Here is a 21,801-nt window from a genome sequence, read left to right on the forward strand (position 1 = left end):
CAAAAGTCCTAAACTGTGAAGACAGAATTAGTAATAGCAAGCGCAAGAGTGTTCGTTGTAAGGTTGAATATAAAGAAAGTATTCAGCAAATCTTTGATCTAAGGACTATGAACTATTCTAAATTGTTTTTATTATAAAAATAGAAAATTTTGAAGGGGAAAATTAATTAGATCTTTGTGGAGGTGGTGGCTATGAGCTATGGCTAGAGCAAGAGATCCAAAACGGAACGAAGCCTATGAGCTGTATAAAGTTGCAAATGGTAATATTAAATTAAAGGATATTGCCGAGCAATTAGGTGTAGCAGAGGGTACAGTCAGAGGATGGAAAAATAAAGATCGTTGGGATGATAGGTTAGAAGAAGAATCAAACGGAACGTTCCGAAAGAAAGAGGCAAATAATACGGAACGTTCCGCAAAAAAGAAAACGAAGCGGAGCAAAGTTCAACCGGGAGCGGAAACAAAGGCAACTGTACAGTTTGAAATCGTACCAAGTGACGGTTTGAACAGCCAACAGTTGCTTTTTTGTATATACTACACAAAGTACTGGAATGCCACAAAAGCCTACCAAAAAGTGTATGGCTGTGACTATGCTTCTGCAATGTCTAACGGCAGTCGCTTGCTAAGAAATGATAAGGTTAGAGTCGAAATCGACAGACTCAAAGCTGAGCTCGCGAATGGCATAATGCTAGATGCTAGAACTGTACTTCAAAAGTACATCGACATTGCTTTTGCAGACATAACAGATTTCGTTGAGTTTGGAACAAGCATTAGAGAAGAACGAGACGAAAATAACAAGATTATTCTTGATACAGAAGGTAATCCAGTTACTTATCCATTTCCATTCGTGAATTTCAAATCAAGTGATGAAATTGATGGCACAATAATTACCGAAGTAAAAAGAGGTAAAGATGGTGTAAGTATCAAACTTGCAGACAAAATGGCTGCACTTGCTATGTTGGTGAAATATACAGATGTGTTAGATGAGAAAATACGTAAGCAATTACAGAATGAGCAAGCCAAGCTTAATATCGATAAGACAAAAGTCGAAATCGAAAACATCGATGGTGGCAACAAAAATCAAGCTTCAGAGGATTGGGTGACTGCCCTTGGCAAAGTTGCTGAAAGACGTAAGGTGAAGGCCCATGAGTAACAAGCCTTACAATGTACTTGTTAACCTTATAGATGTTTACTGGGATGATCCAGTGGCTTTTGCGGAGGATATATTAGAGTTTTATCCTGACAAATGGCAGCGTGATGTTTTAAGTGATTTAGCCCATAATCCTTTTGTAAGTGTCCGCTCCGGTCAAGGGGTAGGGAAAACTGGTCTTGAAGCGGTAACTGTCATTTGGTACCTTTGCTGTCGTCCAAATCCAAAGGTGATATGTACCGCTCCTACTAGGCAACAGTTAAATGATGTGTTGTGGGCTGAAATTGCAAAATGGCTTGAAGGTACACTTGTTAAAAACTTTCTCAAATGGACCAAGACAAAAGTCTACATGATTGGCAATGAGGAACGTTGGTTTGCGACAGCTCGTACAGCTACAAAACCTGAGAATATGCAAGGTTTCCATGAGGATTACATGCTGTTTGTGGTTGATGAAGCGTCAGGAGTAGCGGATAACATCATGGAGGCTATTCTTGGTACGCTCTCCGGTGCTGAAAATAAATTATTGATGTGTGGGAACCCGACTCGTACGAGTGGGGTTTTTTATGATTCTCATCATCGTGACAGGGCTGATTACAAGACACATAAAGTATCGAGCTATGACTCCTCTAGAGCTAGTAAAGACAACATAGAGCGCCTTATTCGTAAATATGGACAGGACAGTGATGTTGTTCGTGTTCGTGTTTACGGAGAGTTCCCGAAATCTGAACCGGATACATTTATACACCTCGAAAAAGTAGAAGCGGCAACTATGCGAGAAGTTTATGTAAATGAACATGGTGAGCGAATAATACCAGAAGAGGCATCGCTTGAAATAGGTGTTGACGTCGCTCGTTATGGTGATGATGAAACAACTATTGTGCCTCGTATAGGGAACTTCGTTCCTTTATTTGAGCGATATTCGAAGCAAGATACCATGACGACAGCAGGACAGGTGTTACGACTTGCGAAAGAATCTATGCGTAAATATGGACGTCCATCATGTGTTATTAAAATAGACGATGATGGCGTAGGTGGAGGCGTTACTGACCGATTGCGTGAAATAGTGATGGAAGAGGGACTTCATATCACTGTTATTGACTGTCACAACGGTGGTCGAGCTGATGAACCTGAAAACTACGAAAACTGGGGTTCTGAAGCATGGGCTACTATACGTGATTTACTTCATGATGGTGACATTCAAATTCCTAACGATGATGATCTAGTCGGACAGTTATCAACTAGAAAATATAGAGTATCATCCAAAGGGCGTATAGCACTTGAAAGTAAAGACGAAATGAAAAAACGCGGTTTAAGGTCGCCTGACCGTGCCGATGCACTTGTCTTAGCGTTTGCTAAAACAGGTCAAGAGCCGTTAGATGATGATATTGCAAGCTTGTTGAGAGGAGGTAGAGTATATGGCTAATTGGTGGAACAAGGCAGTAGGAGAAATGTCAAAGTTACGTGATAACGTTATGGGCCGCTTCGGAATATCCATTGGATCAACAGGAAGCGGATATAAGCTGGACAGCAGTCGTGTTGACTACGAAATGGCAAAACAACTTTATTACAACACAAATGACGATTACAAGTTAGGTGCCGGGTTTGCAAAGTCCATTATTAACAATACAGTAAGTTTCATGGGTGTGCCGCAATTTAGAGTAGTGGATAAAGATGCTCAAGAAATATTAGATGTTTTCTTCAAAAATAACATTTCAAACATTCAACGAACTGAGCGGGATTCATTACGAGATGGAGACTGTTTTGTATGGATTACTCGAGAAGAAGAGGAGGATGCAGCCCTTTATCCAGAACAATCAACTCGGCTAGTTTATAACATTATCCCTCCAGGACAGGTAAAGGATATATTACGCCATCCTTTAACAGGTGCAATTTATGAATACAAGTTAGTTTCTTCTCATGAGTGGGAGGATGAACGCGGTGACAAGAAAAAAGCAACTATCACACAACGGATCCGTAAGGGAGAACGCATTATCGAAATTGATGGTGATAATCCTCCGGATGTCACACCAGGTACAGAACCAACACCGTGGGATTTTATTCCGATTGTTCACTTTAAAAATGAAGGTGATGAAAGTTTATTCGGCCAGTCAGATATAGAACCAATCGAACCATTTTTAAAGGCTTATCACGATGTTATGTTGCACGCTATGCAAGGTTCTAAAATGCACAGCACACCACGTTTGAAGCTTAAAATCAAGGAAGTTACAACGTTTTTAAAGAATAACTTCGGTGTTACAGATCCAGTTAAATTTGCTAAGGATGGAGGTACTATAAAGCTAGATGGACATGAATTGCTTTTATTAGCTTCAGAGGATGAAGCGGAGTTTATAGAGGTTAAATCAGCAATCGGTGACGCTAAAGAGTTACTTAAATTCCTCTTTTACTGTATCGTCGATACTTCTGAAACACCGGAATTTGTGTTTGGTGTACACACACCGTCTAGCCTTTCTTCAGTAAAAGAGCAAATGCCAATCTTAATCCGCTCCATTGAGCGTAAACGTGAGCATTTTGCTGACAGTTGGAAGAGACTTGCGCGAATTGTATTAGCAATGACTGCACAATCAGAAAACACTGCAATAGGTACTTATTCAACTGATCTAAAGTGGACAAACATTGACCCGCGAACATCGAAAGAAATCAGCGAAGAATTACTTAATGTTGTTAATGCAATGAAAGCGGCTCTTGAAGTTAATGTTATTTCAGATGAATCAGCTGTAAACTTCCTATCTAAATTTGTTGATACAATGTGCAAGTATGAGGAGGAAGAGGGCGAAGGTGAGAGGGAACGCATTCTCAAATCGTTAATCGCCAAGACAAAGATGCCTGATTCTGCCGAGCTTGAAAAAGAGCTCTTGGAGCTAACTAAGAAAATCAGTAGTGGTGCAGCATGAATGAATTTGAAAAGCTAAAACTTGAATCAAGAAAGTTAATCATAGAGCACGTATTGAAGCAAGATGCCGAGGTACGCGCTATTGTTTTGCGCTCACTAGATAGATTGATTGAGAAAATTAAGCAGTTGGAAGCAGAGGGGCGCTATTATGCTATTCCAGAGCTGATTGACGCAATTATTGCTGAGAATACTGCAATCACTGAAAAAGAGTTAAAAGCGGTGTTTTCCGCTTCTGCTATTGTTGGAGTCAATGCCGGTATACATCAGTCACGTGAAATCACCTTACGATTGTTAAATAAAGCGAATATTGATGTTAAACCAATTATCAGTTCGTTTTTCCGTATTAGTGAACGAGCTGTTGACGAGATAGAGCGGCGACGAATAAAAGGGCTTAATTTATCTGAGCGGATATGGGGTCATAGTAAGCGAATAAACAATATCTTAGGCAAAATTGCCGTAGATGGAGTGCAAAAAGGTGAGCATCCTATTGAGGTCGCTAAACGTATGCAGCAGTATGTTAAAAAGGGTGCCGGCACTTTGGTAAGTGAATATCCTAACATGATGGAGCGGATTGGACACATGGTACCAGATGACCTGTCATATGAAGCGTTACGCCTTGCAAGGACTGAAATCATGGGTGCATATGGTGTAAGCTCTAAAATGTCTGCTGAGGTCTTACCATCGGTAAAAGGTATGAAATGGTCCACATCAAACTCAAACACTGCATGCAAAAAGTGTCAAGAAAATGCATCAAATGACAACGGTATGGGGGCGGGTGTTTATAGCTTTGATGAAATGCCCGACTATCCTGCACATCCTAATTGTATGTGTCAACTTACACCGGAGTTAGAGGATACAGAATCCTTTGTGGATCGACTGATTGAATGGACCAATAATCCAATGTCACAGCCAGACATTGAAAAATGGTACCAACAACATTATAAAGTGGGGGCGTTGTAGTGACGGAAGTTATCTTTATCGAAGAACAGTTAAAGTTACAGCAAAAATTACTCGATTGTCAGAAGTGGGTAAAGCTTCTTATCGAGAGGGGGTGAGCATATGCAATACTCAATGATATGTGGTGAAATGGCACAAGAGAAAAACAAGATTTTTCAATTGTTTGGCAATATTGCCGGGGAAATGAGAATAGAAGATGTTTCAACTGCACCTGGAGTTGATTTGAATGAATTAAAAAAAGGAGATGACGACCCACTTGAGGTTGTCGTTGAAATACCCGCTTCTAAATCAAAACGGGGCTGGAACTATACCGCCGAATCTTTAAAGAATATTGTTGATGCAGTTAACACACAAACATTAAATGGTTTTCTCGGCCACCAGAAGGCTGAGGACGTAAGCAATCAATTCTTACCACCTGTTACCCATTGGGTAGGGGCAAAAATGGTAGGAGAGATTGCTTATTTTCGTGGCGTTGTAGATGCTGCGGCAAATGATTTGAAACGATGGATTAGATCAAAACGTATTCGTCAAGTTAGCATTTTTGGCATTCCCAAGTTGCAAAGAGTAGCGGGAGCAACCAATGTAGTCGGTTATGAGCCGATGTCAATTGACTGGACGCCTTTAGATCGAGCGGGTATGAACACTCGAATTGTGGCAATGTCTGGTGAAATGTGGGACTTAGAAGGCGAAGGGCCAACAGGTGAAATGGAAGATAAAAAGGGAGGAAAAACAATGAATCCAGAAGAAGTATTGGCCGAGTTAAAAAAGATGCTTGGCAACAAACAAATTACTGTACCGATGATTGCTGGTGAAATGGGTTGGAAACCAGAACAAGTTGCATCAGATATTGATGCTGAGTGGGTTAAAAATATCACTACATCAGCTGACAAACTGAAAAAAGTTGAAGAAGCACTTAGGGTTTCTGGCGAAATGGATGTTGTAGCAATTGCTAATGAAGCGGCGAAGGCATTAGAGCAACAAGGGAATGCCGGAATAGAAAAGATTATTGGTGAAATGATGGAAACAAAAATTCAATCTGAGAATGTTCGAAAAGATATGTCGAATGTAGAAACGCCGATTGGAAAGCTATGGTCGTATCATTCAAACTCTATTACAGCTGATATGACGAAAGATCAAATCGCCGGAGAGATGGATTCGTTTTTAAATGATGGAGCAGTAAAAAACATCATCAGTTCTTATCACACCGACAAGCCCGCTGGAGTAGGTAACGGGGGCGGTAACAAAAATACACCACAGGGATTAAAAACAAAGCGTACAGCGCTATAAGGAGGTAATTTAAATGCCATACACAGGTCAACCAGTACCAAGTAAAGTTTATAATGCTTATCGAGCGAAAGTTAGTGATGGGAAAAGTGTTAAAGTTCCAGTACCTGAAAAGACAACTATTGAAGCTGGTCTTTTTTATGAAATAGGTGGTTTCTTCGGTTCTGCTATGCAATCAGTTAAAACGCTAACCGGTGAAACATCCGAGGTAGTTTTAAATATTGAACAAGCTGAATATGAATCGGATCAGATTGAGAAAACACAATCATTTGAACTTGGCACAAAGATTTATTTTGATGAAGGTAAATTCACTGAAACAAAAAGCGATACAGCTCGCTTTGCGGGTACAGTTACACAAGGCAAAGATGCTAAAGGTGTTATTTGGTTCATCTTAGCACCACAAGGAGGCAATGCATAATGGCAAGAGTACATTCAATAGACACATTAAAAGAACAACGACGACAAGGAACACACGAAGCGGTGGTTCCTTTTTTAATTAATGGGCAACAAGCAGAAGTCCCGAAAAAAATTGTAAACGGTGAAATGGAAACTTATGAGTTATCGAAGCCAATCGGTGAAATGATGACATCTGAAACGTCTCGCAAAGAATTGCTGCAAAAGGTAGTTCTTGATGTAGAATTGGGCCGCGAGGAAGTGCCTGTGCTGTATAGACCTATTTATGAAACATTATCAGATCCTAATTTCCCGAAAGAGTTTGACGCTAAATGGGCACAGTATGGATCAGTTGTATTCTTTGAACATTTAGAAGGTGAAGAAGTAAAATTCGGAAGCCTACAAGCGGAACAAGGTCCAATTGCACGAATAAAAGGTTTTTCTGCTGGTTTTGAATATACAAAAGAAATGGATATATTTAATCAAACATTCAATTTCGAACTGCTTAATAAAGCTTTCGGAGAAGCGCATAATGCATTATTAAATCACTTACATTTAGCACCAATTATTAAATATGGCTATAAAGCAGCCAATAAAACCGCTCCTGTATATATTAAACCAGATGGAAGTGATGGCACTGCAACGGATGCACACTATATCTTGTCTCTACGAGCTACTTTACGAAAAGCTTTAAAAGATTCTCGAACTGCGAAACGACCGGGTACAGTATTACTTGCAAACTCCGCTAATAAAGAGGACATTCAAGATGCTTTAGGTAGTATGACACTACAAGCAACACCATATGGAGCAACAACGGGTATTAGTGACATCATTTATTACGATGGATGGGAAGCGCAAGTATCTAAAAAAACACACGTTTATGATGGTGTTCCGGAAGGCAAAGTTTATTTAATTCGTCCGAAACGCGGGTTTAAAGAATTAGTCAAACAAGGTTTGCAAATTAATGCTACAATGGGCGATTTAACTCGTTTAGTTGATTCTCAAGTAGTAGGCGACGTATGGCGTGGAGTATTTGCTGCGGTTGAGGAAAATGTCCAAGAAATTACGTTACCTGGTCAATAAGGCGGTGAGGTAGATGGAGCCGACAATAGCTTTACGTGAACGACTTCGGAAAATGATTAATGACAGAATTCCCACAGGTGGAACAGATAAGGATGCGGTTTTTCTAAACGCCGAATTGGATGATATTTTACGAGAGTCTGAAAGTATTTACTATGCCGCTTCTGAAGGGTGGACCATAAAGGCAGGTCTACTTGAAGGTGACATCGAGGGTTATTCGGCAGGTAATGAAAAGTATGAATTAACAAAGTTGCAAGACAGGTTATCACATGCATTGAGGATGGCTCAAAAGTATAAAGATCTTGCGGAAGAAGCGGAAGAACAACAACCTAGTTTTTTATTAAAATGTAGTGCTCCGGATGTGATGTAGTGAACTTTGTAGAAATGCGACGAAAGCATACAAAATGGAGCATTGAGCAAAACCCCACAACCGTTACTATTAACAGAATAATAAAGAAAAAAGCGCAGGGCTACATTGATGAACAAAACATTGATGTAGGCCCTTTTGTTGTTCGTATTTTTAACTCAGGTTCATCTAGCCCACAAGTAGTCACAACATTGGCCGGAGAGAAGCAAACAGACACGTATTTCGGTATATTGGCTGATTTTGAAGCGGATATACAAGCAAGTACGACTGTTAAAGATGAATTTGAGGTTGATGGTATTAGATACCTTGTAAAAACCATTTATCCGCAGAAAATAAATGGCGAGATTGTAGGATACCAAGGTGAACTGGAAAGGGTGATATAATGCCGCTTCATACATTTAAAGAAAAGTTGGATAGAAAAGTTGCTGGTTTGCATGTACTTGGTGAGCATTTAGGTAAAAAGCTAGAATCAGAAGCTAAATCAACTGCAAGTTGGACTGACCGTACAGGTGCAACTCGTGCAGCTATCCATGGTGGAGCTGATAAAACTGACAAAGGAACAACAGTATATATTGCTCATGGCTCTAAGGTTGGTATGTATCACGAACTAGGTACAGGTATATACGGTCCAAATAAGCGACCTATCACACCTAAAAATAAAAAGGCGCTGAGGTTTCAAATTGGTGGTAACGTAATTTTCGCTAAATCTGTTAAAGGTATAAAAGCAAATCCAGTGCTTGAAAACACAGCGAAAAAGAATAAATCAGAAATTGAAAATGCTATCAGGAGGTATTGGGAATCATGACGACAGTACGTGGGGCTTTGTATGACTTGCTTGTTAATGGCGTTACGACTGTTAAAGGTGAGGTATGGGAGCCGTCAGCGGCTGGACCCGAAATGCAAAAACCATGCCTGGTACTTCGAGAAGGTCCGCAGACTGAAACAGAAAAGTTTGCGGATTTTTCAATGGATTTTGAGGTATGGCCCTATGTGAAGCGGACGACATTCCAAGCAGTTGACACTCTTGCAAAAGAAGTTAATAAGGTTATTGATAAAAAACGTTTTGATGTGGATGGCAAACCATTCTATATCGAATTTGTTGGCTCTACAGAGGACATTGTAGACGAGGAATGGGATGCGCTTACTAGAGGATTAAGCTTCCGGGTTCATTCGTTATCTTGGCTTGTTCATAAAGCAATCGAACCAGATCCAGTTACAACTATGACCGTCTATTCAAGCATGAAATTCGCTGATTTACAAACCAATCCAGCAACATGGAAGCCGTCAGATGAGCGTCCGGCATTATATTGGCGTCAGGAAGCAGTAACAGCTACGGAACCGACAGTGTGGGGCACTTGGATTACTGCAACGCTCAAAGGGCATGTAATCAATCCAAATGTTGCTAAACGGAAGCAAGTAGCTGAAATGGTAGCTCGTCAACTCTTATTAGATAACAGAGCCTACATGTCAGATAAATCTCCAATGAACTTTGAAAGTGTTTCAGTAAATGACGGTTATGATCCTTTTAAGCAAGGTCAAATTCAATTGTCAGTTAGATATGGAATTTTAAAAGAAAAATCACGAAACCCGCTACGTCATGTATATGCGAATGATAGCGATAAGGCGAAAGGAGCGGTGCATAAATGACAACGCAAACAAAAAAAGTACCTGAACAAGAGTACAGTCGTGAGGAAATCATAGCAGCTTCAAGTGTGTTTGAGGTATCGGCTGAATTTTTAGCAGGTGCATTAACTCTTGTTGAAGGTGACAAATTAACACGTGCTCAGGTAAAGGCTGCTATTAAAAAATTTAAAGGACAGAAGGTGTAATACATGGGAATTGGAGCAATGTTTAAACTCGGTGAGCAAAAAGCTCGTCCGAATGTTTACGTGCGTTGGTACAATGCCGGTGGTTATAAAAGCTATGCTCGACCACTTGGTGTAGGAGCAGCACTTGTTAAATCAAATTGGGGGCCGCTTGAAACAGTTCAAACGATTGAGGCATCAGACAATGATCCGGCCACATTAAAGAAATTAATCGGCTCTGGTCTTGCTGCTGAATTGTTAGAAGAAGCGTTTTTAGGTGGAGCGGTATTTATGCATACTGTACGTGTTGGTAATGGAGGGGAAAAAGGGAAACTCGCAATTTCAGAATCATCTGCCGGGAATGTTGAATTAACAACAAAATATCCAACTTCACGAAAATTTGAAGTAACACTACGAGATGCGTTGGACCCTTCAAAGCGTGAAATCATTATAACGGAGGAAGGTAGACAGCTAGAGAGTTATAGCTATGAAGCCGGTGACAATGAAGCGCTCGCATTAACAGAGGTGCTTGCTAGGAGTGCTTATTTAGATGTAAAAAAAGTAAATGATGGTGAATTACCTTCTGTTGTGAGCCAACCATTGACTGGCGGAAGTGATCCAACAGTTACAGCTGAGGATTATACATCAGCTATGCCGCTTCTGGAAACAAAATTCTTCGATTCATTAATTTTAGATACTGAAAATACAGCATTACAAGCGTCTGCTCAAGCGTTTATCCGCCGCCGCATTCAAGAGGGTTATCGTACGTCAGCGGTATTTGCAAATGATTTAGAAGATGATTTTAATACTCGTATCCAAAAAGCTAAGGCATTTAATGATTTCGCTATCGTCTATATTGGCAACGCTGTTCGTACTACAACTCGAATGTTAAAAGGTGCTCTAGCAGCTGCACGAGTTATGGGTATGATGATTTCCGGGTCCTATAAATCTAGTCTTACCAAAAATACAATCAATGGTGGGATTGAAGTTATTGGAGAGTTAACAGCTAATCAATATGATGAAGCGGCCAATAATGGATTAATGGTATTTTCCCTTAACACAGATGGCATTCCACAAATTGATTATGGTATTAACACACTCGTTTCTATTGGCGAGGATGAGGATGAAGGATGGAAGAAAATTCGCCGAATGCGAACTCGTTATGAGTTAATTGATCGTATCGTTCGCAAAGTGGATAAAGCTATGTCTAATAATGTAGACAACAATGCTGATGGACGTCAGCATGTTATTACATTAGCAAATGGTGAAATAAATCAAATGATTGAAGATGGTGGTTTGGAATCAGGAGCAATGGTAGTTGATCCAAAAACACCGCCACAAGGTGATTCAGCATGGTTTACATTCGACAATTTAGTTGACTTAGATGGACTTGAAAAGGCTTATCTTGCATTTGGATTCAAATATTAAGTGTTGCGGAACGGATTCTTATTCAACTCCCATGAAAGAACTTAACCATCTTTCATTTTCTGTGGTGAAGTGCTTATTTTTGCGCTTCATGGATGGCTAACGGTGCAGGTTAGTGAATTGGGGGTTATTTTCCATTTTAGACAATGGTACAATTTTGGTAAGAGGTGAGGTAAATGAGTCTTATTCTTTTTGTTTCCATTCACATACTATTAGGCTTAGCATTAATATACTTTTATCGTAAATTACCAAAAGCAATAACTACATTTGCGTTTGTTTTTCTTTCTATGAGTTTTCTTTACTGGGGAGTTGTTTTATTAAAATAATGGAGCGAATTTGTGAAGAATTGCACTTAAACTAACGGGGTGCTTTACTTAAAGATGGGATTCCACAGCAATCCCACCTTTTTCTTTTTCAACTCCCATGAAAGAACCTAATCATCTTTCATTTTCTGTGGTGAAGTGCTTATTTTGCACTTCATGGATGGCTAACGGTGCAGTTTAGTTGAAGAGTGTTGTTCAACAATCGGGCCAGATTATGGAGTGACTTTATTAATTGTTTCGTTAAGATTGTGAAGAAATGTACTTATGCCAACATGGCAGCTTAGTTTAACGGAAAATGTTATAATATTATCAAAATTTAGGGAATGGAGTTTAGGAAATGAAGAGTATTAAAAGATTGATTCAAGTTATCTTAGCAAGTACATCAATCCTAATTCTTAGTGGATGTTTCTCTAAAGATGATCTGAATCAACCAATACAAGAATATTTAGAAACAAACTATGGAATACAAGGTGAGTTTTCTGTTATTCAGGCAAGTAATAACTGGTTTGCAAGTATTGACCATGAAACATATATAGAAATGAAAGAGCCATATCGTGCTTATCCGTATCTAATGATTGATAGAGATACATTGAAGGTTATAGGAAAGGGCAGTCCTGACGATATTTACCTTTCACAATTCAAGGGTGCATATATTGAGCAACATCCAAAGGTAGTTCAAGTAGTTGAACAGCTAGTAACAAAATATGGTTTAGTGAAATACCCTAATGAATATGAACCAGTAAGAAATGGACCTGTTTCAATATTTCCCTACGACAATATTGAGATAGGTGTAGGTAATTATCAAGAGCTACTTGACGATTTTAAAATGACACAAAAGATAGATACTATTAAACTTTTACCTACATTGGTACCAAGCGACCCAAGAAATAATATTGGTGATGACAGGTATGGAAGGTATGCATCGAAAATAGGTGTGGTAAATTTCCAATTTGAGTTTGACATAAATGAAAATAAACACACTATTCCAAACGCCAAAGAATTAATTGATGACTTCAAAAAAAGTGAAGTATTAGAAAAGGGAATATACAGCATCTATATGCTCGTAGATGACTCAAAACATTTTGTGGGATGGGAACATAATAGTGTAGTTTTGTTTGAAGTTGACGAAAATGGGGAATATACAATAATTGCCACTCCTAAATATGGTGATTTTTGGGACACTTACTTTTATGGTGATTACGCAGCTAAAAAAAATATAGAATAGAATTTTTGGTTGAATTACTTAATTGGAATTGACTAAAAATACACATGGTGCTACCCCTATTAGTAATATTTTGTAATTAGGATTAGCGCTTGTTTTCATTAAAGGGGAAGATTAATTTAATATAAAACTGAGTATGAAAACTGCGCTTATATTCGTTATGGAGAACTGTATGTAATTAAATGTCGAGTCTATATCGTACTAAGATTTAATATTCGTTCTTCAACAATCGGGCGCGATTGTTGAAGAAGCGTCGCTGTTCTTATTAAACTAACGGGGTGCTTTAGTTGAATAGCTAGAAAGAGGTAACCATCTCATATGAGGTGGTTTCTTTTAATTTGGACAATGAAATAAATTTTAAAAAGAGAGTCGCCTAAAAGGCGGCTTTTTAAACTTTTAGGAGGTTTTATAGATGGATGGACGTTATGTATTTCGTCGGTGTATTCCGACAGACACAATTGATATAGCGAATGTAGCGCCAGGGGAAATTTTACAACGTGATTGGTCATTTCGTATTAACATGCCGCCAGAATTACAAGAGGAATTAGATTCCGGCGAGTTTGATCCACGGAATATCCTACATGGGGTCGATGGTGAATTGTACGACGAAGATGGTAATTTTTTAGCTGCAGTTAATGAATGGCAAGCCCAGATGTCCTTTGAAACAGCTGACTATCAAGCTGCTACTCAGTGGGTAATCTGGGGTATTACAACTGGCTATTCTTTTACACTTACACTTAAAGAAACGGTAGTCAATGACATGCTTTTAATAAAAATATTAAACGGATTTAAAAAGGGAGAACAGTTACCTGACTTGAATTTTACAGGTGTTTTACGATCGCACAAAAAATAATTAAATGGCGCTGAACAAGCGCCTTTTTCTATTACCAAATGAAATGGAGCGAATGAAAAATGAATGATAAGAACTTAGACAAAGAGGAACTATTAGAAATGGAACCTGCCATCATTGATGGATTATTGCGCGCTTATGAGGACAACAAAGAGGAAACAAGAGAAATTGTCATTTCGAGAAAAGGAAAAGCTTTGTTTACTTTTAATGTACAACCAGTTTCGGAAGAAAAATACGATGAAATTCAGGACAAAGCAACGAAATTTAAAAATAATAAAGCTGGAATCAAGGTTCCTGTAGAAACTGATTATCCTAAAATGCGTGCAATGTTGATCTATGAAGCGACTAAAAAGGAAGATAGAGCTCGTTTATGGGATAACAAAAAATATTGGGACGCAACAGGTTCATTAACTGGCACACATCTAGTTGAAAAGGTACTTCGTGCAGGTGAAAAATCAGCAGTAGTACAAGTGATTGATGAAATTTCAGGTTATATGCTTGAAGCGGAGGACATGTTAAAAAACTCATCGGAGCAGGAGGAAGAATAACCCTCCTGCATGAGATTTTTCAACGGACAGGAAAGACACCTGACGAAATATTAAGTAAACCAAAGAATATACAGCGTTTTTGTTATGAGTCGATGACCTATGCTTTAAATAAAGAATACGAGATAGCAAGAAAACGAGCAGAAATTTTAAATAAAAAGTAGGTGGATTGAATGTCTAGTACAGAAGTATATCGAATTGAGATACCTATCACAGTTGAAGATAACTATACTGAGGAGATTCAAAAAGCTGAAAAAGCTATCTTGGCTCTTCAAAAGCAACTTGGAAAAGATGTGAAAATAAAAGGTATCAGTGACTTTGAAAGTGCGAAAAAAAGTGCTTCTAGTTTAGAAAGAGAAGTAAAAAAAGTGCAATCTGCTTCTTCAGCAGCAAGTAAGGAAGTCTCTAAAGTAAGTGCGAATGTTGATAAACAGATGGCCCGTGCTGAAAAAAGCATACAAGACAAAGCGAATGTAATGCAACGTATTGGACGACGTAAACAAATGATTGAAATAGGTGTTAGGGATAGTGCGTCAAGAACTATTGGTTATGTTCAAAGCAAAATGAATAACCTTCGTAATGCTAGGGCAATTACATTCACAATTGGCGCTATCGACAGGGCTACAAGAGTTTTAGGTGGCATCAGAAGATCTATTACAAGTATTCCTGCTGTGGTTACTATTGCTTTGTCATATGTAGGAGTCCAAAAGCTCGGTGAAGCCACACTCGGAGCGGCTATGCGATGGGAAGAATATGAGGTTGCTATGAGTCACTGGCTTGGTGGCAATGTCAAACAAGCCAAGGAGTTAACAAAATGGATGGGGCAATATGCTGATACTACGCCATTTAGTTCTCCAGAGTTATTCCCGGCTTTAACACGTGGAGTTGGTATTTCAAATGGTGATATTAAAAAGTCTAAAGAATTACTAAAAATCTCCGCCGACATGGCAGCATTAACACCAGGTAAAACAGTAGAAGATGCCATGGAAGCATTAGCTGACGCAAAAATGGGTGAAATGGCCAGACTGGTTGAATTCGGTTTGAAAATGAGTAAAAAAGAATTTGATAAAGTCGGATTCGAAGGTGTGATGAAAGAGTTAGCTAAACAGTATGAGGGTGGTGCTGGGAAATTATCTAAGACTGCATCAGGTATCATAGCGACATTGCAAGGATACAGAGGCTCTTTGCTTCGTGCTATGGGAACAGGGTTCCTTGAACCTATGAAGCCTCGCCTTGATAAAATCAACCAATGGCTTGAAAATAACCAAGAAACATGGGGCGGATGGAAAAAGACTGTAAGTCAGGCTGGTAAGGAGTTTTCTGAATTCGCATTTTCGAAAGGTGAGGGACTGTTTAATTATTTAAGTGACGTATTTAATTCTGCTGAAAATAAAGATTTAACAGTAGGTGCCAAGATTAAAATTGTTGCTAAAGATACCCAGTCATATTTTAAAAACTGGTGGGATACGGAGGCTGCTCCAGCTATTGGTGGTTGGTGGGACTCTTCTGGGGAACAGTTGATGATTGATACTGGTACTTTAATGGCTAAAGCAATTTTAAAAGGTATGGGTGTTGCATTAAAAGAAGGAGTCGGAATATTAAGTACCCTATGGGGTGACATCTGGAAAAATAGAGAAGAGAATGGGTTATTTAGTAAAGAGACAGGAGGGTCCTTATTAAAGTTTGGTGGTGCATCATTATTAGCAGGTTGGGGTGCAATGAAAGTCTTAAAACCTTTTATTTCGGGTTTTAAAGGTATGAAAAATTTATGGGGTGGTAGTAAAAACCTCTGGGATAAATTTCGAAGTCCGAAAACCAAAGATACTCCAAAAACAAAAGAAACAACAAGTACTAAACCAACTGGTGGTAGCTATTCCGAACAAACTAAACAAAAATCACAAAATAAATATCCTTCAAATGAAGGTAAGACAAAATCCACAAGTTATACAAAAGACAAAACCAAATCTAAATCATTTATGGATACAATAAAGGATTTTAAGATGCCAAAAGGCGTAAGTAAATGGGCTAAACGTATTCCGGTTCTTGGCGCTGCACTCTCTATTGCTGATGGATTAAGCTCCGGTTCTTCGTGGAGCGGTGTTGCTGGTAGTGCCGCTGGAGGATGGGCCGGTGCAAAATTAGGTGCTGGCGGTGGAGCTGCACTTGGTTCGTTTTTAGGACCTGGTGGTACACTTGCGGGATCAGTTATTGGTGGTGTTGGAGGAGGTATTGGTGGTGCAATTGGAGGCGAAAAATTTGCCAATTGGCTTACAGGTAAAATTAGTGGTTTGTTTAGCAGCAAAACCGCTTCTGCAGCAGAAACTACATCTAAAGCAAATAATACAGCAGTTACTTCACAATCTCCGGCATCAACAACAAAATATACGCCTTCAACAAGCACTCAAAGTACCGGCAGCAATGCACTAATTGAACAGAAAGCTCAAGCTTTAGCTAAACAATTAGAGGATTCGGGAAATGCATTACATCAAAGCGTATATAACATATTAACGTCATTTGCAGAAGTTAATACGAGTATAAAATCTTTTAAAACAAACTTTGATAATTTGGTTCAATCAAGTAGTGAAGTCACTGGAAGCTTAAAAAGCACCTTTGCGCCATTGCAAATAAGGGGTTTAATGTTAGGGACTTCTATGGATTTAATGACTATGACATTAATGCAGTCTGCTTCATATGTGAGTAGCGCATACACTCCACTCGCACCAAAGGGCTTCCTACTGAATGCTGGCATGTCTGTATTAATTATTAGCACTCTTCAGGCATCCGCTTCTGTAGCATCTTTCAGTGGTATATCAGAAAAAGTCAATGCTTTAAAATCTGCCATCGATGGCTTACGTTCAAGAATTAATAATGTTTCGTTACCTTCAGTACCGTCTGTACCTTCTGCAGCACCTGCAGGCCCTAAAAAAAGTTTAGGACCTGTACGAAGTGGTGGAGGTTATGTTCCGTATGCAAATGGCGGTTTAATTAATCGACCACACATGGGATTAGTCGGAGAAGCTGGACCGGAAGCTATTATTCCACTATCGCCAAGTCGTAGAGGGCGTGGTCGAGAGTTACTATACAGAGCCGCTTCTGCTTTAGGAGTACAACCGTATGCTGATGGTGGCTTGGTAGGCGGTAACATTATTGAAGGATACGGAGACATTTCAACAGGTAATAATGGCGCATCTATAAGTATTGGTGATATTTTGCCGCAGGTACAAATAACAGTACAAGCAAACGAAAACGGGCATGTGGATTTAAGTAATGTATCAGATGAAATTTTAGATCAAATTGGTGTTAAATTAGCTAATAAAGTAATGGAAGCCGCTTCAAATATGATGGTGGGGTGATGGTATGGATTTTGCTTTAATTGATCCTGAAACAAAAGAATCTGTAATATTTCCTGTCGCACCTTCTCAAATAAAAATCTCCATAGGAACAAAAACCATGTCATTCGAACCTATAGTTTTGGGGAATGTTGAAATTCCACGTGGTCGTCAACCTATGACCTTTGAAGTATCAGGGATGCTACCTAAAAGCTCAACGCCGTTAGGAAAACGCGCTTCGGACTTAGAACCCAATGAAATTGTTGAAAAGTTCAAGAGTTGGAGTGATGCTGGTCCATACGGCAAAAAGCTTCGACTCGTCATAAGTGAAACGGATTGGAATCTACCTGTATTTTTTCCTAGTTTTGAGCCAACTATTGAAAAAGCGGGTGGCAATATACCGTATTCATTAACCTTGACGGAGTATCGAAACTTTGAAGTTAAAGAAATTAAAAACACTCAAAACGTAACTCAGAAAAAGCGTGAAGAAACGAAAATGATGCCGAAAACTTACACTGTGGTCAAAGGTGACAGTCTTTGGGCCATATCAAGAAAGTTAACGGGTTCCGGTAACAAGTGGCCAGAGCTATGGAATCTAAACAAAAGTAAATTAAAAAGTAAAAATAAAGACTTAATCTATCCAGGTGAGGTCTTAACGATACCGAAGGAATGGTTAAAGTGACGGAAAAGTTATTTGATCTTACAAAAGTTGAATATCGCCTAGTGGTTTTACCCCCTTCAGGAGCGGCCATTGATATTACTAAACTTATAGAATCAAGCCATCATGAAGAATTAGACGGAGAGCTATCTGCTAAGGTAAAGGTCCGAATGAAAAATATTAAGCGTGATGATGGATGGATTCATCAACATGTCTATCTAGCGAAAAGGCTAGTTTTAGAGGCAAAGAGTGCTGGAACAGCCTTTACTGAAATTTTTCGAGGTTCTATTCACAATTGGAAAACAATCCCTGGAAATCATACAATTGAATTTACTGCTTACGATCCAAACTTTAATATCATGCAATCAAAAGAACATTTTTACTTTAAGGATGGTATTAGTGGTGGGTCATCGATTAAAACCATAGCTAAAGATATGGGTGTGCCACTAGGGCAAATAGACGGACCGAATGCTAAATTGACTAAAAAGATGTATAACGGCAACGTGGGAAATACGATAGCACAACGCTTGGAAGAGTCTAAAGAAAAAGGTGACGGTGACTTTGTTGTTCGTTCAACGAAGGGAAAGCTAGAGTCTATTAAAAAAGGCTCCAATTCTGTTGTGTATGAAGTCACTGATAAAACTGCAGATGGCGGCTATGATATGCATTCAAGTGAAAACTTGGTCACGGTCGTAAAAATTTATGGTAATTCTAGTGAAGATAAACGACCAGCTGTATCGGCCACTAAAACAGGCAAAACGGAGTTTGGGAAGGTGCAAGAAATCTTATATAAATCAAACTTCAAAGATTCTAATGAAGCCAATAAAGCTGCTAATACATTGTTAAAGGAACGAGGGAAACCGGAAATTGAACGGTGCGTAAATCATCCTGATATACCATGGGTTCGTAAAGGTGATGCCATTATGGTCGCATCTGGAACAATCGGCGGTATGAAAGATGGTAAGCAAATAAGTATTAAATGCATCGTAGAAAGCGTGAGTCGTGATATTGAGAAAGGTATGATGACACTTATGTTGGAGGGGAATAAATGACAAAAAATTTAGGTGGTAATGCTCTAGCAAAAGCATTTGTAAAAATAGCTAGTAATATTTCAAATGAAAATACACGCTTCCCTGTATATGGCACGATAGATGGTCAACTCAATTTGCTACCAGATGGCTTTTCAAAACCGATACCTTCGGGAGATTATACTGTAAGTCACTCTTTAAGCATTGGCTCTGAGTTAGATCCACTAAAGCCGAATGATAGGGTTTTATGTGTTCCTATTGAAGATGGACATACGTATGTTATTACTGCACGTATTAAGGGGTGATAAGCAACGTGAGCTATGCTACATTTGACGCACCAACATTAATGTACGGTGAAGATATTGAGACATTACAGGATGTAAGATCATATAGGTATGACTACCAGGAAGGTAAAGTAATTGTTACCGGAACAGGTAAAACGTTAGAAGATACAGCCCTAGATGCTTACCGCTTCTGGGCCATAAAATGTTGCTTAACGGAGCGATACGAGCGAGATTGCTATAGTTCAGACTTTGGAATAGAGTTTGATGCCATAGTGAGAGCCAACTATCCTCGCGGGATTGCTGAAAGTGAGTTAAAACGGACAATTAAAGAAGCACTAATGATTGATGAACGCACAGTTAATGTTTCCTCATTTAAGTTTGAATGGGAAGGAGATAGCTGTTGGGTTCATTTTTTATTGGAAAGTATTTATGGCATTGATCGAATTGAGATTCAGAGAGGAGGGGAATTGAATGCTAGAGTTTCAGCTGCCTGAACATTTGCAAATCACAGAAGCACAACTACATGAAAAAATGCTTAAAATGGCACCACAAGGCGTTGATACGTCTGAGGGTCATATGTATTGGGACCACACAAAACCAACAGCTATGATAGCTGGTGAGCTTGTAGAGTATACACTTCCTCTCACATTGATGCTTATGTTCCCGCAATTTGCGGTCGGGCCATTTTTAGATTACCACGGTTATCCTATCGGAGTGACAAGGAAAGAAGCTGTAAAAGGAACAACCATAGAAACTTTTGTTGGAGATCCTGGTATAGAAATTACAAAAGAAACAATTATCTTAACCATTGGAGATGAATTTGAGGAAAGTGTACGTTATCAGGTTAAAAAAGGTGGAATTATTGATTCATCTGGTGAGATAAATTTACCGATTGAAGCTGTAGAAGCGGGGGTACGTGGTAATGTGCCTCCGAACACAATTGTTGGAATTGAGAAACCAATCAAAGGTCTAAAAAAGTTGTTTAATGCGGAGCCGATTACTGATGGTGCTGCAGTAGAAGATGATGAAAGCTATCGAACACGCATTTTAGAAAGACATCGTAACAAACCTCTAAGTGGGGCAAAAAGTGATTATATACGCTGGGCGAAAGAAATTGATGGTGTTGGTGATGTGATTGTGCAGCCTTTATGGAGAGGTCCTAAAACAGTGCGTGTATTAATTACTGACCGTAATCGGCAAGTCGCAACTCAACAGTTAATCGATGAAGTGAAAGCTTATATTGATCCAGTGGATGGTATGGGAGAAGGGAAGGCACCTATAGGAGCACATGTTACTGTTGACACTATTACTCTTGTATCACTAACTATCAAAGCAACTTTTGTATTAGAAAAGGGTTATGATCTCTTTGAGGTTCTTCCGGAAGTCGGAAAGAATATTAATGAGTATTTTGCAGACCAATCTATTATTAAATATACAGAAGTGGGGGCAAGAATTATTAAGACAAAAGGGGTTGCAGATTATAGCAATTTACTAATTGAAAATGACATCAAGAATATCATTTTGTTGGAAGGTGAACGTGCAATAGTGAGCGAGGTATTACATTATGAGCCTACAACTTAGTGAAACTACAAAGAAAATGTTGAAAGATGTAACACCTATTTATTCAAATGATATTTATTCACTTTCAATATTTGAAGCAAACGGTTTTATTATGGAGGCAATATCAAAATTTACAAATGATCTAACAAGCGAGCTGTTCCCACAGAATGCGACGTGGAGTCTCATATATTGGGAAGAATTTTTAGGGATTAAAGATATTGAAAGGAAAAATCAGGTTGAACGGATTCAGAAGGTTCTTTACGAATTAAATAAATATTTCACCGTAACACTTAAAAGGATGGAGACAGTTGTTAATACATTTGTTGAAAACAAGAATGCAAAAGTATTAGACGTAGACAATGAGTATAGATTTATTATCTTGTTGCCTCAATCAAATAACAAAATTAGTCCAGGGTTATTTGAGGCTGTTGAAGAAATTAAACCCGCTCATTTGATGGCAAGTTATCGGTTAGAAGCAAATGCTAAAGAATATGTCTCTAGCGCCTGTTTAAGTGGAGGGACTATAACAATCTATCCATATTATCCAACAAACTCTAATATGCAAACGAAGATGATATTTGGAGCAATAACCCAAAGTGCGCAAAGCATAGAAATCTATCCGAAAGGAGATTAA

At 38.9% G+C, this 21,801-nt stretch carries 23 protein-coding genes; all 23 read left to right on the top strand.

The features are described 5' to 3' along the window. Nucleotides 1-198: 198 nt before the first annotated feature. The 23 genes from MWJ95_RS14365 to MWJ95_RS14475 all read left to right on the top strand — a co-directional run bounded on the left by MWJ95_RS14365 (nt 199) and on the right by MWJ95_RS14475 (nt 21,801). The gene (locus MWJ95_RS14365; RefSeq protein ID WP_249106237.1) at nt 199-1,149 is read left to right on the top strand and encodes a terminase small subunit; all 951 of its coding nucleotides are present in this window, start codon (nt 199-201) and stop codon (nt 1,147-1,149) included. Continuing rightward, nucleotides 1,142-2,569: a DEAD/DEAH box helicase family protein gene (locus tag MWJ95_RS14370; RefSeq protein ID WP_249106239.1), complete on the top strand. Its 1,428-nt coding sequence runs from the start codon at nt 1,142-1,144 to the stop codon at nt 2,567-2,569. The genes MWJ95_RS14365 and MWJ95_RS14370 overlap by 8 nt, the downstream gene beginning before the upstream one ends. Beyond that, nucleotides 2,562-4,058 (top strand): phage portal protein, encoded by a 1,497-nt coding sequence (locus MWJ95_RS14375; protein WP_249106249.1) that lies wholly within the window; start codon nt 2,562-2,564, stop codon nt 4,056-4,058. Before MWJ95_RS14370 ends, MWJ95_RS14375 begins: the two co-directional genes overlap by 8 nt. After that, the gene (locus MWJ95_RS14380; RefSeq protein WP_249106251.1) at nt 4,055-5,017 is read left to right on the top strand and encodes a structural protein; all 963 of its coding nucleotides are present in this window, start codon (nt 4,055-4,057) and stop codon (nt 5,015-5,017) included. The genes MWJ95_RS14375 and MWJ95_RS14380 overlap by 4 nt, the downstream gene beginning before the upstream one ends. A 99-nt stretch (nt 5,018-5,116) precedes the next feature. Then, nucleotides 5,117-6,301 (top strand): hypothetical protein, encoded by a 1,185-nt coding sequence (locus tag MWJ95_RS14385; RefSeq protein ID WP_249106253.1) that lies wholly within the window; start codon nt 5,117-5,119, stop codon nt 6,299-6,301. Nucleotides 6,302-6,314: 13 nt separating this feature from the next. Continuing rightward, nucleotides 6,315-6,716: a DUF2190 family protein gene (locus tag MWJ95_RS14390; protein WP_249106254.1), complete on the top strand. Its 402-nt coding sequence runs from the start codon at nt 6,315-6,317 to the stop codon at nt 6,714-6,716. Beyond that, nucleotides 6,716-7,774, top strand: coding sequence for a hypothetical protein (locus tag MWJ95_RS14395; RefSeq protein ID WP_249106257.1), 1,059 nt, complete (start codon nt 6,716-6,718; stop codon nt 7,772-7,774). Before MWJ95_RS14390 ends, MWJ95_RS14395 begins: the two co-directional genes overlap by 1 nt. Before the next feature lie 13 nt (nt 7,775-7,787). Further along, on the top strand, nt 7,788-8,141 hold the full coding sequence (locus MWJ95_RS14400) for a hypothetical protein (protein WP_249106259.1): 354 nt from the start codon (nt 7,788-7,790) through the stop codon (nt 8,139-8,141). Beyond that, a complete protein-coding gene (locus tag MWJ95_RS14405) occupies nt 8,141-8,521 on the top strand; it encodes a hypothetical protein (protein WP_249106260.1) in 381 nt (126 codons plus the stop codon). Before MWJ95_RS14400 ends, MWJ95_RS14405 begins: the two co-directional genes overlap by 1 nt. Next, nucleotides 8,521-8,943 carry a hypothetical protein gene (locus MWJ95_RS14410; RefSeq protein ID WP_249106262.1) on the top strand — a complete coding sequence of 141 codons (423 nt, stop codon included), beginning with the start codon at nt 8,521-8,523 and terminating at the stop codon, nt 8,941-8,943. Before MWJ95_RS14405 ends, MWJ95_RS14410 begins: the two co-directional genes overlap by 1 nt. Continuing rightward, a complete protein-coding gene (locus MWJ95_RS14415; protein ID WP_249106265.1) occupies nt 8,940-9,785 on the top strand; it encodes a hypothetical protein in 846 nt (281 codons plus the stop codon). Before MWJ95_RS14410 ends, MWJ95_RS14415 begins: the two co-directional genes overlap by 4 nt. Continuing rightward, nucleotides 9,782-9,967, top strand: a complete 186-nt coding sequence (locus MWJ95_RS14420) for a YqzN/YkzM domain-containing protein (RefSeq protein WP_249106267.1) — start codon at nt 9,782-9,784, stop codon at nt 9,965-9,967. Before MWJ95_RS14415 ends, MWJ95_RS14420 begins: the two co-directional genes overlap by 4 nt. A 3-nt stretch (nt 9,968-9,970) precedes the next feature. Further along, nucleotides 9,971-11,371 carry a phage tail sheath subtilisin-like domain-containing protein gene (locus MWJ95_RS14425; RefSeq protein WP_249106269.1) on the top strand — a complete coding sequence of 467 codons (1,401 nt, stop codon included), beginning with the start codon at nt 9,971-9,973 and terminating at the stop codon, nt 11,369-11,371. A gap of 657 nt (nt 11,372-12,028) precedes the next feature. Continuing rightward, nucleotides 12,029-12,916, top strand: a complete 888-nt coding sequence (locus tag MWJ95_RS14430) for a hypothetical protein (protein ID WP_249106271.1) — start codon at nt 12,029-12,031, stop codon at nt 12,914-12,916. 409 nt (nt 12,917-13,325) lie between these two features. After that, a complete protein-coding gene (locus MWJ95_RS14435; RefSeq protein ID WP_249106274.1) occupies nt 13,326-13,766 on the top strand; it encodes an endoglucanase in 441 nt (146 codons plus the stop codon). Nucleotides 13,767-13,825: 59 nt separating this feature from the next. Next, on the top strand, nt 13,826-14,311 hold the full coding sequence (locus MWJ95_RS14440) for a phage tail assembly chaperone (protein ID WP_249106277.1): 486 nt from the start codon (nt 13,826-13,828) through the stop codon (nt 14,309-14,311). Nucleotides 14,312-14,481: 170 nt separating this feature from the next. Then, nucleotides 14,482-17,661: a hypothetical protein gene (locus MWJ95_RS14445; protein ID WP_249106279.1), complete on the top strand. Its 3,180-nt coding sequence runs from the start codon at nt 14,482-14,484 to the stop codon at nt 17,659-17,661. Between the two features lie 4 nt (nt 17,662-17,665). Continuing rightward, nucleotides 17,666-18,319 (top strand): LysM peptidoglycan-binding domain-containing protein, encoded by a 654-nt coding sequence (locus MWJ95_RS14450; RefSeq protein WP_249106298.1) that lies wholly within the window; start codon nt 17,666-17,668, stop codon nt 18,317-18,319. Continuing rightward, nucleotides 18,316-19,347, top strand: a complete 1,032-nt coding sequence (locus MWJ95_RS14455; protein ID WP_249106300.1) for an XkdQ/YqbQ family protein — start codon at nt 18,316-18,318, stop codon at nt 19,345-19,347. Before MWJ95_RS14450 ends, MWJ95_RS14455 begins: the two co-directional genes overlap by 4 nt. Beyond that, nucleotides 19,344-19,628: a DUF2577 domain-containing protein gene (locus tag MWJ95_RS14460; RefSeq protein WP_249106302.1), complete on the top strand. Its 285-nt coding sequence runs from the start codon at nt 19,344-19,346 to the stop codon at nt 19,626-19,628. Before MWJ95_RS14455 ends, MWJ95_RS14460 begins: the two co-directional genes overlap by 4 nt. A gap of 8 nt (nt 19,629-19,636) precedes the next feature. Continuing rightward, on the top strand, nt 19,637-20,101 hold the full coding sequence (locus MWJ95_RS14465) for a contractile injection system sheath initiator (RefSeq protein ID WP_249106304.1): 465 nt from the start codon (nt 19,637-19,639) through the stop codon (nt 20,099-20,101). Continuing rightward, nucleotides 20,079-21,188 carry a baseplate J/gp47 family protein gene (locus MWJ95_RS14470; RefSeq protein WP_249106306.1) on the top strand — a complete coding sequence of 370 codons (1,110 nt, stop codon included), beginning with the start codon at nt 20,079-20,081 and terminating at the stop codon, nt 21,186-21,188. The genes MWJ95_RS14465 and MWJ95_RS14470 overlap by 23 nt, the downstream gene beginning before the upstream one ends. Continuing rightward, the gene (locus MWJ95_RS14475; RefSeq protein WP_249106308.1) at nt 21,172-21,801 is read left to right on the top strand and encodes a putative phage tail protein; all 630 of its coding nucleotides are present in this window, start codon (nt 21,172-21,174) and stop codon (nt 21,799-21,801) included. Before MWJ95_RS14470 ends, MWJ95_RS14475 begins: the two co-directional genes overlap by 17 nt.

Origin of the sequence: Lysinibacillus sp. Bpr_S20 (assembly GCF_023337835.1) — a bacterium.
Taxonomy (GTDB): Bacteria; Bacillota; Bacilli; order Bacillales_A; family Planococcaceae; genus Lysinibacillus.